We start from the raw sequence: 16129 nt of genomic DNA on the forward strand, positions 1-16129 counted from the left end.
GGTGCGACTTAGACTTGATTCGGTGCGACCGCTCTGGTTTGGTGCGACTTCCTGACGATTGGGTGCGACATTTGGGCGGTTCGGTGCGACTTAGGCCGCATTCGGTGCGACTGATCAGGTTCGGCTCAACTATGTTTCAGCGCAATCTTCTCTGGCTTGGTTTCAGCTATTCTAAATCTGATCGGACTGCTGCACAGTATCCGTCAATTGCACTTTTTCTAACAGTTTATCACAGAGCGGGAAAGGACATTTTTTGTCATGAAACGTCAGACTGAATCACGGAACGACTGGAACGGCGAGTCAACGGCTATTTTTTACATGGCAAATTCAACAGAAGCGTGCTGCCTGTGCTGCTTCGTGTAAACAACTTTTTTGTATTTATCAATCTGCACAAAAAAAGAGCGGCTCCCGGACGAGAGCCGCTTCATTAAAATTTTTCATGGATCACAGGCGGCAAATGTTCATTGGACAGCGATCTTCACAATGACAGATCGCTTTAATGTAATTTACATCCTTGATCACAATTGATCCGTGATAATAGCCGATAGCCCCGTCATTTTTCCATGACTGAAGCATACGGTTGACGGTTTCCCGGGTGGAACCGATCAATTGAGCCAGGTCGGAGTTCGTCAGGCCGATGGTGTAGTGAATGCCATCTGCCTCCTTTTTCCCGAACCCATGAGCCATTCGAATCAGTGTAGAGGCCAGTGCCCCGTTTTTCCCGTAAAAAAGCAGGTCGCGCATCTTGATCTCCGTATATTGGTTCATCAGCCCGATCCATTTCATGAACTCAAAGGAGAGGCCGATATTTCCTGTCAGCAGCGCCTCGACTTCTTTCTCGGCAATCACACCGATCGTACAGTCTGTGACACAGTTAGCGGTAAACGAATATTCGTCGTATCCGAAACAGCCGAGTTCTCCGAACAAATCATCCGGAGTAAAATAGTGCAGGACGAGATCTTTTCCATCGTATGCAGATTTAAAAACCTTCACGCGGCCTTTAATGACATAATAGAGCTTGTCGGAAGGATCACCTTCCCAGTAAATGCTCATGCCCTTTTTGAATTCGGTCTCGACCATTACGTTTTTCAACGCTTCCAGACTCTGTTCCGAAAACATGGCCGTATTGCTCATCTGTTCCTGTAAGGCAAATGCCGCACTTTCCATACGGATCACACCCTTGCCAATCAATGAATTTTCTTGTCTTCATTATACAAGATAAATTCCATTAATTTAACTGCTTGTGTGACAAAAATCATACAAATTTGCTAATTCGGCAAACTTATCCCTCAAGCAGCAATGTCTCGGGATCTTCCAGCAAAGTTTTGACCTTAACAAGGAATTGCACTGCTTCACTTCCGTCGACGATCCGGTGATCATAGGAAAGTGCGATATACATCATCGGCCGAATTTCAATTTTATCTCCTTCCGGCGTTGCGACAGCCACGGGGCGTTTTTTGATCCCGTGCATGCCGAGGATGCCGACCTGCGGAGCATTGATAATCGGAGTGGACATCAGAGAACCGAATGTTCCGCCGTTCGTAATCGTGAACGTCCCTCCCTGAAGATCGCCCAGTGTCAGGCGGTTCGTTCTGGCTCTGGTCGCCAGATCCTTGATCGAGCGTTCGATTTCGGCAAATGTCAGGCGGTCCGCCTCGCGGACAACCGGGACGACAAGCCCCTGATCCGTTGCAACGGCAATGCCTATATCGTAATATTTTTTGACGAGTATGTCCGTTCCGTCGATTTCCGCGTTCAGGAGCGGGAAACTTTTCAATGCGCCGACCACGGCTTTTGTAAAGAAGGACATGAAGCCAAGTTTTACGTCATGTTCTTTGATAAAAACTTCCTTGCGGCGCTTTCTGATTTTCATAATAGCCGTCAGATCCACTTCGTTGAAAGTAGTCAGCATGGCCGCCTCGTGCTGGACAGAGACAAGCCGGGAAGCAATGGTCTGCCTTCTGCGCGACATTTTCACACGGTCAACCGGTTTCGTCGGATCTCCGGCCGGGGATAGTGATTGTTCGGCAGGCTGCCGGACCTTATTTTCGGAAGCGCTCTGCCGTGCGACGTCATCGAGTCTGACACGTCCGAGCGGATCACTGGTCGGAACGGCGTTCAGATCGATTCCTTTCTCCCTGGCCAGTTTCCGCGCAGCCGGAGAAGCCGGACGCAGATCGGCGCCGCTCTTCCGGGCAGGCTGCTGCTCTTCCTTGGCCGGGGCAGGTGTTTCTGCAGGAGCCGGCGTTTCTGTCAGAGTCGGTTTCTCTTCCGGAGCCGGCTTCTCTTCGCTCTTCGCTCCCGAAGCCTGGCCTGCCGGTTTCCCCGTTCCGGAACTTTCATTTTCATCAAGCAGTGCAATGACCTCACCGACTTCAACCGTATCGTCCACGTCCTTCTCAATTTTTTTCAGGACTCCGGAGTGTTCCGCGCTGATCTGTATGTTGACTTTGTCGGTTTCAATCTCAGCGATGTCGTCCCCCTGGTTGACTTTGCTGCCGACATTTACCAGCCACCTCACGATCGTTCCTTCCGTAATGGACTCGGCAAGTTCCGGTACTTTAACTTCGATCAATCTGATCCCCTCCAAATGAGCACAATGTTAATTTAATGTTTTTTGCAAAGTTTCTGAGATGATGCGTCGCTGTTCCTGTTTATGAAATTCGGGTTCGCCGGTCGCCGTGCTGGAACGTTGCGGGCGGCCGATATAGCTTAAATCAATTCCTGCCGGTAAAATGCTGCGCAGCCGCGGTTCAATATAACTCCAGGCGCCCATATTCTTCGGTTCTTCCTGGAGCCAGACAATTTCTCTCAGTCCAGGATATTTGCCGAAAAACTTCTTCAATGTTTCCCCGGGAAACGGATAAAGCTCTTCTACGCGCAAAATGTGGAGCCATTCAAGGTTGGCCGAGCCGGCTGCGATCTCAACCTCAAGATCGACCGCGACCTTTCCGCTGCAAAGCGCCAGCCGCCGCACTTTTGCAGGATCGCCGCCTGTCAGCGGCTCTTCAACGATGCTGCGGAAGTGGCCTTCAGACAGATCTTCCGGAGAAGAAGTGGCTTTCGGATGGCGGAGGAGGCTTTTCGGCGTCATGATCACGAGCGGACGGACCACGTCGCTGTTCAGAATCGAAGCCTGCCGGCGCAGAATGTGAAAGTACTGGGCGGGCGTCGTTAAGTTGGCAACGACCCAGTTATTCTCCGCCGACAGCTGCAGGAATCTTTCCAGACGTCCGCTGGAGTGTTCCGGCCCCATTCCCTCATAGCCGTGAGGCAGCAGGATGACCAGCCCGGATTTCTGGCCCCATTTCGCTCTTCCGGCAGTGACAAACTGGTCGAACATTACCTGCCCGACATTGGCAAAATCTCCGAACTGCGCCTCCCAGATGTCCAGAGTCTCGGGAGCGAACACATTGTAGCCGTATTCGAAACCGATAACGGCCGTTTCCGACAGCGGACTGTTACGAATATCAAACGAGGTGCGGACGCCATTAAGATAATGGTAAGGCGAATAGGAAATGCCTGAATCGACATCGTGAAGCACGGCATGGCGGTGGGCGAACGTGCCGCGTTCAACATCCTGGCCCGTAAACCGGATCGGTGTTCCGTCCTTGAGGATCGAGGCGAAAGCGAGCGATTCACCGAGTCCCCAGTCAATTTTCCGCCCGCCGTTGAGAGCTGTTTCACGGCGCTTCAGGATTCTGGCAAGTTTCGGATAAACGTGCAGTTCTTCCGGCCAGTCAAGCAGCTGCCTGTTCAGATCCTTCAATTCGTCAATCGGCACTTTTGTCTGGATATGGTCGAGCGGCTCCGCCAGTTTTTTCGGAAAAGGCGTTTCCTTCAATCCCTTTTTCTGTTCTTCACGTGATTTGTTGTAAATGAGCTGCAGTTTGTCCACGAGATGTTTTCTGTACTTTTTCAGTTCTTCCCCATTGACGACGTTTTCGTCTTCCAGTCTTTTTTCGTAAAGGCTGCATACGGTCGGATGATTGTGGATCGCATGGTAAAGGAGAGGCTGCGTTGCTTCGGGATCATCGGATTCATTGTGCCCATAGCGTCTGTAGCCGCACAGATCGATCAGAAAATCTTTCCGGAATGTCTTGCGGTACTGATAGGCCAGACGGATCGCGCTCAGGCAGGCTTCCGGATCATCGGCATTGACGTGCACGATCGGTACTTCAAATCCTTTGGCCAGATCGCTGGCATAGGCCGTCGACCGCCCGTCCTCCTGATCCGTCGTGAATCCGAGCTGGTTATTGGCAATAATGTGGATTGTCCCGCCGGTGTTAAAACCTTTCAGCCGGCTCAGATTGAACGTCTCCGCAACGACGCCTTCGCCCGGGAATGCGGCATCGCCATGGATCATAATCGTAAATGCCTTCTCGGTATCCTGATCCGGATACCCTTCTTTCTCGCGATTATCCTGTGCGGCGCGTGCATAGCCTTCGATTACCGGATCGACAACCTCCAGATGGCTCGGATTGTTTGCCAGGGTGACCTTCACCTGAAACGGACCCTGGGCCGCATTTCCATCTCCCGTATACTGAAGCAGGTACTTTTTGTTTCCTTCCTCAATCGACCGGGCCGCACCCAGGTGGTATTTCACGTCGCCGGTCCAGCCGTAGTTGATCCCTTTTGATCCTTCCGAAGGAACCATACTTTTGATCGGCGCATGGACAAATTCCGCCAGAATTTTTTCATAAGGTTTGCCGAGAATGTGAGCCAGCACACTCAGGCGTCCGCGGTGCGCCATACTAATCATAATCTGCTTCGTTCCGTCGGCGACGCCGCACTGGATCAGTTTGTCAAGCATCGGTACGAGCACATCCAGCCCTTCAATCGAGAACCGCTTCTGCCCGACGAATGTTTTATGGAGAAAATGTTCAAATGTTTCAACCTTGCCTAATTGCTTCAGTAAAATTCTCTTTTCGATATCGCTCATTTTCGATTGAAAGCGTTTTCTTTCAATGGCTTCATTCAGCCACTTTTTTTCCTTTAAATCCTGAACGTGGCTGAACTCGTAGGCAAGCGAACGGGAATAAAGATCACGCAGATAATTGACGACGTCCAGTGCATTGCGGACTTCATCAGGTGCCTCGGCCCAGACAACGCGAGAGGGAATCGCTTTCAATTTTTTTGGCGATAAATTAAACGCGGCCAGGTCCATCAGGTGCGTTTCGACAATATGATGTTCACCGAGCGGATTGACATGGGCCAGCAAGTGGCCGTAAGTCCGGATCCGTTCGGCAAGCCGGACGGCCCCCACCGCCTGATCTAGATCAAAGCTGTTTTCAGCCGCACCGTATTCAGGGTTGGGATGAACTTTAAACGGGTTCTCAGCGATGCTCTTCGGTCTTCCCCATTTATCGAACAGATCGCGCAGTGTAGGATCGACCGTATCGGGATCTTCGAGAAATTTATCATACTGTTCATCGACATAACCCAGATTGAGACCGGAAAAACTCTGCCACGGGTTTGTCTTGGCTAACGTTTCATTAACGGACACTTTGCATCGCTCCTCATTATGATGATTCCAAATAATTCTTAATTCTGAGATTTTAAAAAAACAACCGATCCTCATCCCAAAGCGTCTGCTGTTCCCTCTAAAAAATACTTGTTCTTTTCTTGCAAACTCATTTTAGCACATTGAATTTGAAGTTTAAATTGTTACGATATAGTGAAATGATGATTTTTTGTAATCGTTTCTATGCATTTTCTCAGTTCGGGGTCTTGACATATTTTATCCTATGTGGGTAAAAATAACCTGAATGGGACAGCCGCCTTGATGCTTTCTTTTTTTGAAACGGCCTGTCATGTTATAATAGATAGTTGAATGCCCCGGCTGTCCGCGTGCGAAAACGGACAGAATACGGTACATGTTTTGAAGAAAGAGGGTCGGGATTTTGGAAGCACTGAAAGCAGGGACGGTCGTCACTCTCGAGATTGCCCACAAATCGCCGTTCGGTTATTTTCTGACCGACGGCGCTCTCCAAGTACTGCTTCACGAAAACGATATAGTTCAGCCGTTTGACGAGCACGTGCCGCAACAAGTTTTTCTCTACCAGGATCATCAGGGGAGACTGGCTGCGACAATGCATATTCCGGATATCCGGCTGGGCGTTTACAACTGGGCAGCGGTTTCCGGCATGCACAAGAAATACGGTGTGTTCGTCGACATCGGCATCAACAAGGATATTCTTCTGTCAAAAGACGACCTGCCGGACGAATGGCAGGATTGGCCCGCCGCAGGCGATCATGTGTACTGCAGCCTGAAGCTCGATAAAAAGGACCGGCTGTTTGCCAAACTTGCCGATGATCCGATCATGCACATGCTGTCCGTTGCTGCTCCCGAGGATCTTTTTAATCAGGAACTCGATGCCGACGTATACCGGCTTCTGCTTGAAGGAGCCCGCGTGATCACGGATAAAGGCTACCTTGGTTTTATTCATAAAAACGAGACAGAAGGCAGGCTACGTCTCGGACAAAACGTCCATTGCCGGGTGATCGATGTCAAGGAAGACGGGACAATCAATCTCTCGATGCGCCAGAGAAGCTATGAATCGATCGACCAGCATGCCGCGGCGATTCTCCGGTACATGGACGGCCGGGGGGGCGCCATGCCCTATTCGGACAAAAGCCTGCCCGAAGATATCCGCAGCAAGTTTTCAATCAGCAAGGGCGACTTTAAAAAAGCGCTCGGTAAATTGATGAAGGAAAATAAGATCTACCAGAAAGAAGGCTGGAGCTACATCCGGGGAGCTGAAAAGGAATGAATCGCTGCGCCTGTGCCAGGCTGAAAGAGGGCGGACAAAAAAAGGCCTGTTCGGAAGATACGAACAGGACCGGACCCGGACGTTGAGGCTATCGATTGAGACAGTTCAAAAATTGCCGGACGATACTTTGCGGATCCGGGCTTCTCGAAATGACAGAAATGACGGCAACTCCGTCGGCGCCCGCCGATAGGATCGCGGGTACATCGGCCGGAGTAATGCCGCCGATCGCGACAATCGGCAGCGGATAACGAGCAGCGCCGAGCCGCCGGATCAGCGCGGTGCCGATCGGCGATTCAGCGTCCGGCTTCGACTGTGTGGGTTTGTATGGACCGACGCCGATGTAGTCCGCACCTTGCTCACGTGCACGTTCTGCCTCTTCAAACGAATGTGCGGAAACGCCCAGCCACATTTTGCCGCCGATTTCCCGGCGGACGGCCCGAGCGCTTCCGTCTTTCTGCCCAATATGGACACCGTCCGCTTGCAATCGAACGGCCAGATTTACATCGTCATCTACGAAAAAAGGCACATGATAGGAACGGCACAGATTGAGTGCATTTTTTGCGAAATCAATCCGTTCCTGTCCCTTTAACGACCGGGGTCCCTTTTCACGCCACTGAAAGCAGGTAACGCCGGCTTCCAATGCCAGATTGATTGTTTTTAAAGGATCCTCTCCGCACCCGTCCTGAGAACCCATGATGAAGTAAAGAGACAGGGCTCTTCTTAATGCTTCCCGTTCTTTCGTCATGATGACACCCCTTTTCTCTGCGCCGGCCGATATCCTGGTTTCATGGAACCGCGACCTCCTCCAGGTCAGCGTATTTTTGAATTTTTTCTTCGCTAAGCGTGTACAGCTCATCCATCAGCAGCTGGCGGAAAGTTCCCGGCCCCCCGCTTTTTTCACCGGCAATCTGGCCGGCGATCGCATAATTGGCCGAACCGGCAACCGATGCTTCCAGAAAATCGCCTGAAACTGCGGCATAGCCCGCCTGAATCACACCGTTCAGACAGCCTGATCCCGTCATAACGGGAAAGAGCGGATGGCCGTTGTGAACGAGACAGGCCTTTGCCCCGTCCGTGATCGTGTCGGTCTTTCCGGATACGGCAACGACAGTGTGATAGCGCCGGGCCACGCGGACGGCAAGCGGCAGGATATCGCCGCCCGTATCTCCGGCGTCGACGCCCTTCGCTCCCCAGTCTTCCCCGGCAATGGCGGCAATTTCACCGGCATTGCCGCGGAGAATGGCAATGTCCAGCTCATCGAAAAAGTTCCTGACCGTACTCAGGCGAAACGAAGTCGCGCCCGCCCCGACCGGATCAAGGACAATCGGAACGCCGGCCCGGTTCGCTGCATGCCCGGAGATCATCATACTTTCTATTGAATAGGGTGTTAAATTGCCGATGTTCAGTTCAAGTGCATTGCTGCCCGCTGCGATTTCGGCGACCTCCTCATGAGCTTCGGCCATAATCGGCGAAGCGCCGATAGCCAGCGCGCCGTTGGCCGAATCGTTGATCGCCACCCGGTTTGTGATCACATGCAATAACGGATTCTGCCTGCGGACCGCGTTCATTTTTTCAATCAATAAGTCAGGTTCGATCATGAATATCCCCCTCCGTACATCGTTGTTGTTATTTCCGATTCCAATCATCCATGCCGTAGCTCATATCCCAGAAGTTCAGTTCGTAATAACTGCTCTGATAAAAAATATGAAGCATACGCTCCTTCTCATGATCATCCGCGCCGCGGCTTAACTTGTCCCAGATTTTTCTTTCAACCGCCACATTTTTTTCCAGAGCGTCGGAGCTGTATTCCGCAATCCAGTTTTGAAAAATTTCCCGCTTCGGTGCGGCATTTTTCAATCTCTGTCCGATCTCGGAATAAAGCCAGGGGCAAGGCAGCAAAGCAGCCATGGTGCGGCAAAGCCTGCCCTGGCAGACCACACAGTACAAGTGGGCAATATACGCATAAGCAGCAGGTGCGGGACGAAAAGCCGCCCACTCCTCGCCGCCGACTTGCAGATCCGCAAAGAAGCGGCGATGCATCTGCAGCTCCCCTTCCGCCAATCCGACGGCGATATCGGAAAGCGCCGCCACAATCTTCGGATCATCTGCCTGCGCTGCCGCCAGTCCGTGGATCTTGGCAAATTCCCTGACATAATACGCATCCTGTTTCACATAAAAGCGGAATTTATCAAGCGCCAGCGATCCATCCCGAATCTCCTGGACAAAAGGATGGTTGAAGCTTTGTTCCCACAAAGACTGATTGGCCAGTCTTGCTCTTTCTGAAATCTCCACTCTCTAACCTCCCGACTTCAAAATAAGAAACCTGAGTTTAATTGAACGGCATCGTCCGGAGAAGGGGCCGCTCGGCTTTGCTGTTTCGGTCCCGGCGATTTTCGGGCGCAGAAAAAAACCGCTTTCTGACGAAAGCGGCGGATAGATCTATGTAGTTAAATCAAGCATTCTTTATAGATCAAATCGAAACCACTTTCCTACGCCAGCATCGCCTGGATCAGGTTCAAAGGGTCTTGACATTGTCAATCTCAGCAAAAAAGCTCCCCCAGTGGACAACATTATTCAATTAACTTCACCCTATCACAGATGTTTTCACCTGACAAGATTTTAGCTTCCCGCAGGCAGCATAACACATATTTTGTTTCCGGCGGTCAGGCCGCTTCCCTGCGGACCATGAATCTTTGAAATCCCATACCGATAAAATAGACGGCAGATTCAAAACTTGTGATAAAAAAGCTGACCGGCGCGTTCGTATAGTAACCGAGCACCAGTCCGACCCACACCCCGGCAACGGCAAGCAGCGAGGACAAGAGGATCATGCCGAAAATAGACTGCGTATAAAAACGGGCGGCTGCGGCGGGGACCGTCATCAGTGAAAAAACGAGCAGGGCGCCGACGATCTGAACCGTCACGCTGACGGCAATGGACATCAGCAGAAGAAATCCGATTGAAATCCAGCGGATCGGGAGTCCGGCTGCCTGCGCGCCTGTCTGATCAAAAGAATCAAATTTCAGCCAGCGGTAGCCGGCGGCCATCACAAAAATAACCAGTACGGTCAGAGCGATGATCAGCCATACATCCCGCATGTCGATACCTACGACACTCCCGAATAAAATGGTCTGCAAAAAACCCGATTGCGCATTTGAAAGCGACAGGAACAAAATGCCGATCCCAAGAAAGAAACTGAGCACAACGCTGACAGAAGCGTCGCGCCGAAAGATCCTGACGCCAAGCTGCCCGATGCCGAATGCACTGAGCAGCGTGAAGAGCAGCAGCCCGGCAAGCGGGTCGATACCTGTATATACAGCAAAAGAGGCGCCGGCAAAACCAATATGCGAGAACGTGTGCGCAATGAAGGAGAGGTTCCTCGCAATGACAAAGACACCGATCGTTCCGCACATGATCGCAATCAGAGTTCCCGCTATGAACGCATGCTGCATAAAATCATACTGAAACATCGTCGGACCTCCCGAATACATGACAAATTTTCATAGTACAGTCTTCTCCATCCCTGTTTTTCTGAAAGAGGGCTCCGTTTATACAGGCTGCTTTCCCAACCGTTTTTTCCGGTCTCCGGACGGATGAATACCGGCAGGCAAACGATAGACGGAGTTCAGCGTCTGCGCGTCCGGCAGTTCATCCGCACTCACGATGTCGTAGCTCTCGGGAGAGAGAATCATGATCCGGTCCGCGTATTTCTTCACAAGGTGAAGATCATGGCTGATAAAAATGACGGTCAGCTTTTGATCCCGGTTGATTTTCCTGACAAGCTGCATCATCTTTTCCTGCGCGTACGGATCAAGATTGGCCGTTGATTCATCAAGCAGCAGAAGATCAGGATCGCGGATAAGTGCCTGTGCAAGAAAGGCCCGCTGCCTTTCACCCCCGGACAGCCTGCCGACCGTTTTTCCGGCGATCCGCTGCGTATCTGTCAGCATCATGACCTGCTTCAGGTGCTCCCTTTCTTTTTTCAGAAGCCACGGAAAAATGCCGGACAACTGGCCAAGTGAGATGAAATCCCTTGTTTCGATCGGCGTTTCTTCATCAATGGTCCTGGACTGCGGCACGTAGCCGATCACCGCTTTCCGCCTGTCTGTCTCCAAAACAATCCTGCCGTCCTGAGGCGCGATCAACCCGAGAATCGCCTTAAGCAATGTCGTTTTTCCCGCACCGTTCGGACCGATTATCGCCAGCATTTCCCCGGCGGAAACATTAAAGGACAGATTGTTGAGAACGTGTTGCCCGTTAAAGCTGACTTGCAGATTGCTGATCCGGACATCGCGAAGCACATAGATGACCCCCCGCAGATTATAGATTAATAGTTTCAATGATTCTCAATTTCCTTCAGTTCACCGATTATCCGGCATTTGAACCCTCTCCGTGGGGCGGCTTCACCATAATCCCGACGGCCGGCTGTTTGATCTTTCGGCAGACAGACGATTGCGGAGCTGCACGCCGGAGTCTACTTTCCACTTCTGCCGCAAATAAGTGAATACTTTAAATCGTAATTATTACGGTTTAGGCACTTAAAAAGTGTACCCGCTGTTTATTATTTTGTCAAGTCCTTACCCTGTTGACGCAGGCAAATAAAGTTTGCTTACAAAAAAGGTGCTTACTGAGAATAGGCTGTTGCACAGCCGCAGCGAACCGTTCCTTAAATTGATAGGAATGAAATAAGGAGCCAACAAAATAGCGGATGGAGAATTTTTTTCATGCTGACCTCAGCCAAGTGCAACTTGAATTTAGGAGCGGCCTGGCCCGATTCGGTGCGAGTTTTCAGTGATTCGGTGCATCTTAGGCCTGGTTCGGTGCGACCGCCCAGGTTCGGTGCAACCGCCCGGGTCCGTGCGACTTCTCAACGATTCGGTGCGGCTTAGGCCTGGTTCGGTGCAACATTTGGGCGTTTCGGTGCGACCGCTTTTTTTGGTGCAACTTTTCAACGATTCGGTGCGACTTAGGCTTGGTTCGGTGCGACATTTGGGCGTTTCGGTGCGACTGTTGCTCGATTCGGTGCGACCGCCCAGGTTCGGTGCAACTTCTCAACGATTCGGTGCGGCTTAGGCCTGGTTCGGTGCAACATTTGGGCGTTTCGGTGCGACTGTTGCTCGATTCGGTGCGACCGCCCAGGCTTCCAATTCAATCGGATCGGATTGTTTGCGCAATCCGTCAGCTGCACTATAGTCCCTTTCTTAAGCAGAAAAATATTTTCAGATTAAATGCATGAGTAAACAACTTTTCTACACGGAAACGATAATTCAATGAAAATATGCTGCCTGCGTTGCTCCGTATGGACGACTTTATTTTCATTTATCACTGAAATGCATCTTATGATGATTCTTCCATTTATCTAAGCCGGCAGAATACGTCTCTCATTTTTTGAAAATCGCCGGCTGAAGTGCAGCAGCAGCCGAAATAAGGTATTTTTTTGATAAAAAGAGGCACTCGGCACCGTTATGAAATTCATTCACGCATCCAGCGGAGCCGAACATGGCGGAATAAAAGAAGACGTTTCAACAATCGATTTTTCGACCGTGAGACGCCCCTTGCCTTTATAATGAATCCAGAGATTTGAATATGGCGCTGGCGCAATAACGACTCCGCCGGAACAGACGCGCTTTAAACTGTCGGTTTTTTTAATTTCCGAACGGCAAAATTCGAGTGAACGGCTGCCGAAGAGCCGACCTTCCGGAACTGTTACCGCGGCAGGCCGGCGCCGATCATCGGCCGGCTGTCTTTTGGCCTAACCTTTATAAACATAGAGCGTCTGTCCGCCCGCCTGCTGCGAGTTCCCCGAAGACCACTCGCTGGCCGGCACCTTGCTGCAGTTTTTCTCAATCCACTGCAGGGCACTCTGGTTCGATCCCATGCGATTCCCGCCGGAAATCAGAAAATACTTCACTTCGCCCGCCCTGGCCATTTTGGCAAGTTTGGCAGCATCCACGGCCGGATCGCTGCCCTGAAATCCGCCCATCGCCATAACGGCGTAATTGGTATTCAGCATGATCGAATAAGCGGACTGGGCACTCTGGACGGCCAGAATGAATTTTTCACCCTTATCATGTTTTTCAAGATAACTGAGCAATTTCTTGTCCACTTGTCCGTTCATTCCGCCTCCCTGGGGAGAGCCGAACCGCATCTGCCGCACTCTGTCTGCCGATAAAGCCGGCAGTCCGGACCCGGCAGGCCGTTCGCCATTCTGGAATTGTCCGCCGAACTCGCGGTTCTGCCGGGCAGCGAACTGAGCCGAGCCGCCTCCGTTCCCGCCGAATTGAGATGAACTCGGGCCCGCGACAGGAATCGAGCTGTTTGTCTGATTAAAGGTCGACGGCAACGTCCAATAAATCGGAGCAACAAGCAAAATAATCAGACCCGCCGCAGCGGCATACACCTGGCTGCTCCGTCTGTCCTGGCCGCGGAAAGAGGCGGAGACCGCAAACAGGATCAGGCCTCCTGCAACCGCCAGATAAATCCATTGATTGGGCAGACTGTTCTGATAAAGAATCAAAGCTTCAAAAAGCATCGTCACAAGAAGTGCGGCCGGAAGCAGCCAGCTCGTCCAATTTTCCCGTTCTGCTCTGTAAAATTTCCACAGGACTGTAAAAGCAATGCCCGTCAGCGCGCCGATTGCCGGACCCATTATGCTGAGATAATATTGATGGAAGAAACCGGCCACGCTGAAAAAGGCCATCATCGGAATGAGCCATCCCAGCCAGAAAACGGCAAACTGACCCTGTCTGGTCAGCTTGCGCAGGCGCAGGAACGAGACAACAAGACCGACGATTCCGAAAAGAATAAAGGGCAGCAGCCAACTGGCCTGACTGGAAAGAGCCTGCGAGAATAAGCGAAACAGCCCTGCCTGGCCGGTGTTAAACATTCCGCCGGCCTGCCCGTTCCCTGCCATCTGTGCCGGCCGGTCGGTAGACCCGCCCGTTTGTGCAGACTGGGACCGGCTGTTCTGCGACCCGTTTGCCGTTGTGCCGCTCCGGCTGCCGAACGTACCGGTTCGCTGTGCATCGCTGCCTGTCTGCTGCCCGCCTAAATCAGGCTGCCGGGAACCGCCGGCCTGATTTCCATGTCCCTGCTGGCCCGTGAGACGGGATACACCGTTATATCCAAAAGCCAGTTCAAAAACCGAATTGGTCTGACTGCTGCCGATGTAAGGACGATCGTTTGCGGGAATCAGCTCAACAGCCGTGGCCCAGGAAAAAGAAACGGCAAGAAGAACGACGGTGGCAACCGTCAGATGCAGGAGACGTTTTCGCCAGGTCGTTTTCATTGCAATCCAATAATACAGATAAATGGCCGGAAGCACCATGAAGGCCTCAAGCATTTTCACGTTGAACCCGACTCCGACCAGAATCACGCTGACCACCAGCCAGCGCATCCTGCCTTTGTCAACGGCCCGCATCAATGCCCATGCCGCCGCCAGCAGAACGAAAATCAGGATGCTGTCGACGTTGTTCGTACGCACGATAGCCACGAAGATCGGCGTCGTTGCCAGAACCAGTCCTGAAATAAAAGCAGCCGTTTTTCCGAACTTATCTTTTACAAGGACATACAGCAAAGCCACGGAGGCGACTCCGGCCAGGGCTTCCGGAAACAGCACGCTGAAATTGCTCAGTCCGAAAATTTTCGCGCTTAAGACCTGAATCCATAAAGCAACAGGCGGTTTGTCAACCGTGATAAAGCCGGCCGGGTCAAATGAAGCGAAAAAGAAGTTATGAAAATTTTTCATCATACTCTTTACGGCAACGGTGTAGTATTCATTCGAACTCGCATGGTTCAGAAGATACAGATTCAGAAAAGCCGAGAGAGCCACAACTCCAAGTAATAAGAAATCAAAGTGCCCGGTCTTTTTTTTCAAAGACTATTCCTCCAAATCTTCGCCCCGGACATTCGGGCCGTTCCGGATCGGGCCGCCCTGTCCGCTATCGTCGGCGCTATAAAAATCATAGAATCATTATCATGCTTGATTCTTAATTTTTTCTTAAGCGGCCGGAAGCGAAAATTTTCGGAACTTAGACTTGAGCTTTTTTAATAGTTGGTCACAAGGACCTCATCAATTCTCCCTCTCTTGCTGCCGTCGGCATTGATCAGACGGCTCGTCGAGGAAAAAGTAATATGATAATTATTGTACATCTGCTTAATAAAAGGCGTCGCCGAATTACTCATCAAAACGAGAGCCCCGCGGCGATCCAGATCCGCAAATAAATCATGCAGCCTGATCTGATCTTTTTTGGTAAATCCGTCATTACTGTAGCTTGTGAAGTAAGATGTTGTCGAAAGCGGATCATACGGAGAATCCAGATAGACAAAATCTCCTTCCTCTGCATCTTCCACTGCTTCAGCAAAATCTGTCGCCATTATTTTCACGCGGTTTTCGCGGAAATAGCGGCTGACCCCTCTCAATGTCCTCTCATTGACAATATTGGGCCGGCTGTACTTTCCGAAGGGAACGTTAAAATGTCCTTCCTTGTTGACGCGAAACAGCCCGTTGAAACAGGTTTTATTCAAATAAATAATACGCGACGCCTTTTCAAGATCGGACATTTTCTGATAATCTTCATTCAGATCCAGATCGCGGATTTTATAGTAGTAGCTCTTTTCATTACGGTGTTTCTCCAAATCCTTGATCAGGCCCTCGACGTCGCTCTGTATCACCCGATAGACATTCATCAGCTCTTCATTAATATCGTTAATCACTGCATCGGCGGGCTGCAGATCGAATAAAACCGCTCCCGCTCCGACAAAGGGTTCGTAGTACCGGCGAAAATGCTGAGGGACACAGCTGCGGATATCGGCAAGCATTCTCCGTTTGCCGCCCGCCCATTTTAAAAACGGTTTGACACGCTCGCTATTCAATCTCTTTTGCCACCTTAATTTCTCAAACGCAGCCTCGTACATGCCAATGCGACTCCCGCAACATCGGGGCACATGCACGCGGGGAAATCTGAATGCCCGTTCACATATCCATGGCACGCATTGCGGAAAAACAATCGAAAATCGGATTATAAAATAAAAGATCAAAAAAAAGCGTCATCCAGCGCTCTTCCAAAAAGGTATGTATCGGCGGTCGGGGTCGAATCTCCTACATTGGCGGAAGCCGATTTTGAATCCCGATTTTAACCCGCCCGTTCACAAAATCAGCTATATGCCAGCCGTTTCGACCGTTCGGAGAAAAACGTTTCACAAGACTATGACTAATTATGAACATATTGCATACCGCTGTCAATCACCAAATTTTAGCGGCTATTGCCTGCTCTTTCTCCTGTATACCTGTACCGGTGCCCGTTTCCGGGCCGGCAGCGCCGCATAAGATCGAAAAGCCGAGCGCGGTTTCCCGG

Annotated in this window: 11 protein-coding genes and 1 riboswitch; of the genes, 1 reads left to right on the plus strand and 10 read right to left on the minus strand. The window is 51.1% G+C overall.

Going from position 1 to position 16129, the window contains the following annotated elements; genetic code table 11:
* Positions 1–444 precede the first annotated feature (444 nt).
* The 3 genes from Q6A92_RS15235 to Q6A92_RS15245 all read right to left on the minus strand — a co-directional run bounded on the left by Q6A92_RS15235 (position 445) and on the right by Q6A92_RS15245 (position 5506).
* Positions 445–1167, minus strand: coding sequence for a Crp/Fnr family transcriptional regulator (locus Q6A92_RS15235; protein WP_274400474.1), 723 nt, complete (start codon positions 1165–1167; stop codon positions 445–447).
* Between the two features lie 115 nt (positions 1168–1282).
* On the minus strand, positions 1283–2575 hold the full coding sequence (gene odhB, locus Q6A92_RS15240) for a 2-oxoglutarate dehydrogenase complex dihydrolipoyllysine-residue succinyltransferase (protein WP_332238619.1): 1293 nt from the start codon (positions 2573–2575) through the stop codon (positions 1283–1285).
* Between the two features lie 27 nt (positions 2576–2602).
* The gene (locus Q6A92_RS15245; protein WP_332238620.1) at positions 2603–5506 is read right to left on the minus strand and encodes a 2-oxoglutarate dehydrogenase E1 component; all 2904 of its coding nucleotides are present in this window, start codon (positions 5504–5506) and stop codon (positions 2603–2605) included.
* Between the two features lie 397 nt (positions 5507–5903).
* Here Q6A92_RS15245 and Q6A92_RS15250 point away from each other — a divergent pair, with 397 nt between their 5' ends.
* Positions 5904–6773, plus strand: coding sequence for a CvfB family protein (locus Q6A92_RS15250; RefSeq protein ID WP_274400471.1), 870 nt, complete (start codon positions 5904–5906; stop codon positions 6771–6773).
* Positions 6774–6861: 88 nt separating this feature from the next.
* Here Q6A92_RS15250 and thiE read toward each other — a convergent pair whose 3' ends face one another.
* The 7 genes from thiE to Q6A92_RS15285 form a co-directional block, all read right to left on the minus strand.
* Entirely contained in the window at positions 6862–7518 is a 657-nt protein-coding gene (gene thiE, locus Q6A92_RS15255) for a thiamine phosphate synthase (protein ID WP_332238621.1), read from the minus strand.
* 40 nt (positions 7519–7558) lie between these two features.
* On the minus strand, positions 7559–8371 hold the full coding sequence (thiM, locus tag Q6A92_RS15260) for a hydroxyethylthiazole kinase (protein WP_274400467.1): 813 nt from the start codon (positions 8369–8371) through the stop codon (positions 7559–7561).
* Positions 8372–8399: 28 nt separating this feature from the next.
* Positions 8400–9065, minus strand: coding sequence for a thiaminase II (gene tenA / locus Q6A92_RS15265; RefSeq protein WP_332238622.1), 666 nt, complete (start codon positions 9063–9065; stop codon positions 8400–8402).
* Between the two features lie 177 nt (positions 9066–9242).
* Positions 9243–9342, minus strand: a riboswitch (TPP riboswitch).
* A 94-nt stretch (positions 9343–9436) separates the two neighbouring features.
* Entirely contained in the window at positions 9437–10243 is an 807-nt protein-coding gene (locus Q6A92_RS15270; RefSeq protein WP_274400464.1) for a metal ABC transporter permease, read from the minus strand.
* 78 nt (positions 10244–10321) lie between these two features.
* Positions 10322–11113, minus strand: coding sequence for a metal ABC transporter ATP-binding protein (locus Q6A92_RS15275; protein ID WP_274400462.1), 792 nt, complete (start codon positions 11111–11113; stop codon positions 10322–10324).
* A 1412-nt stretch (positions 11114–12525) separates the two neighbouring features.
* Positions 12526–14649: a glycosyltransferase family 39 protein gene (locus Q6A92_RS15280; RefSeq protein ID WP_332238623.1), complete on the minus strand. Its 2124-nt coding sequence runs from the start codon at positions 14647–14649 to the stop codon at positions 12526–12528.
* 170 nt (positions 14650–14819) lie between these two features.
* Positions 14820–15689 carry a DNA adenine methylase gene (locus tag Q6A92_RS15285; RefSeq protein WP_332238624.1) on the minus strand — a complete coding sequence of 290 codons (870 nt, stop codon included), beginning with the start codon at positions 15687–15689 and terminating at the stop codon, positions 14820–14822.
* Positions 15690–16129 lie beyond the last annotated feature (440 nt).

It is taken from the genome of Sporolactobacillus sp. KGMB 08714 (assembly GCF_036598985.1).
Lineage (GTDB): Bacteria > Bacillota > Bacilli > Bacillales > Sporolactobacillaceae > Sporolactobacillus.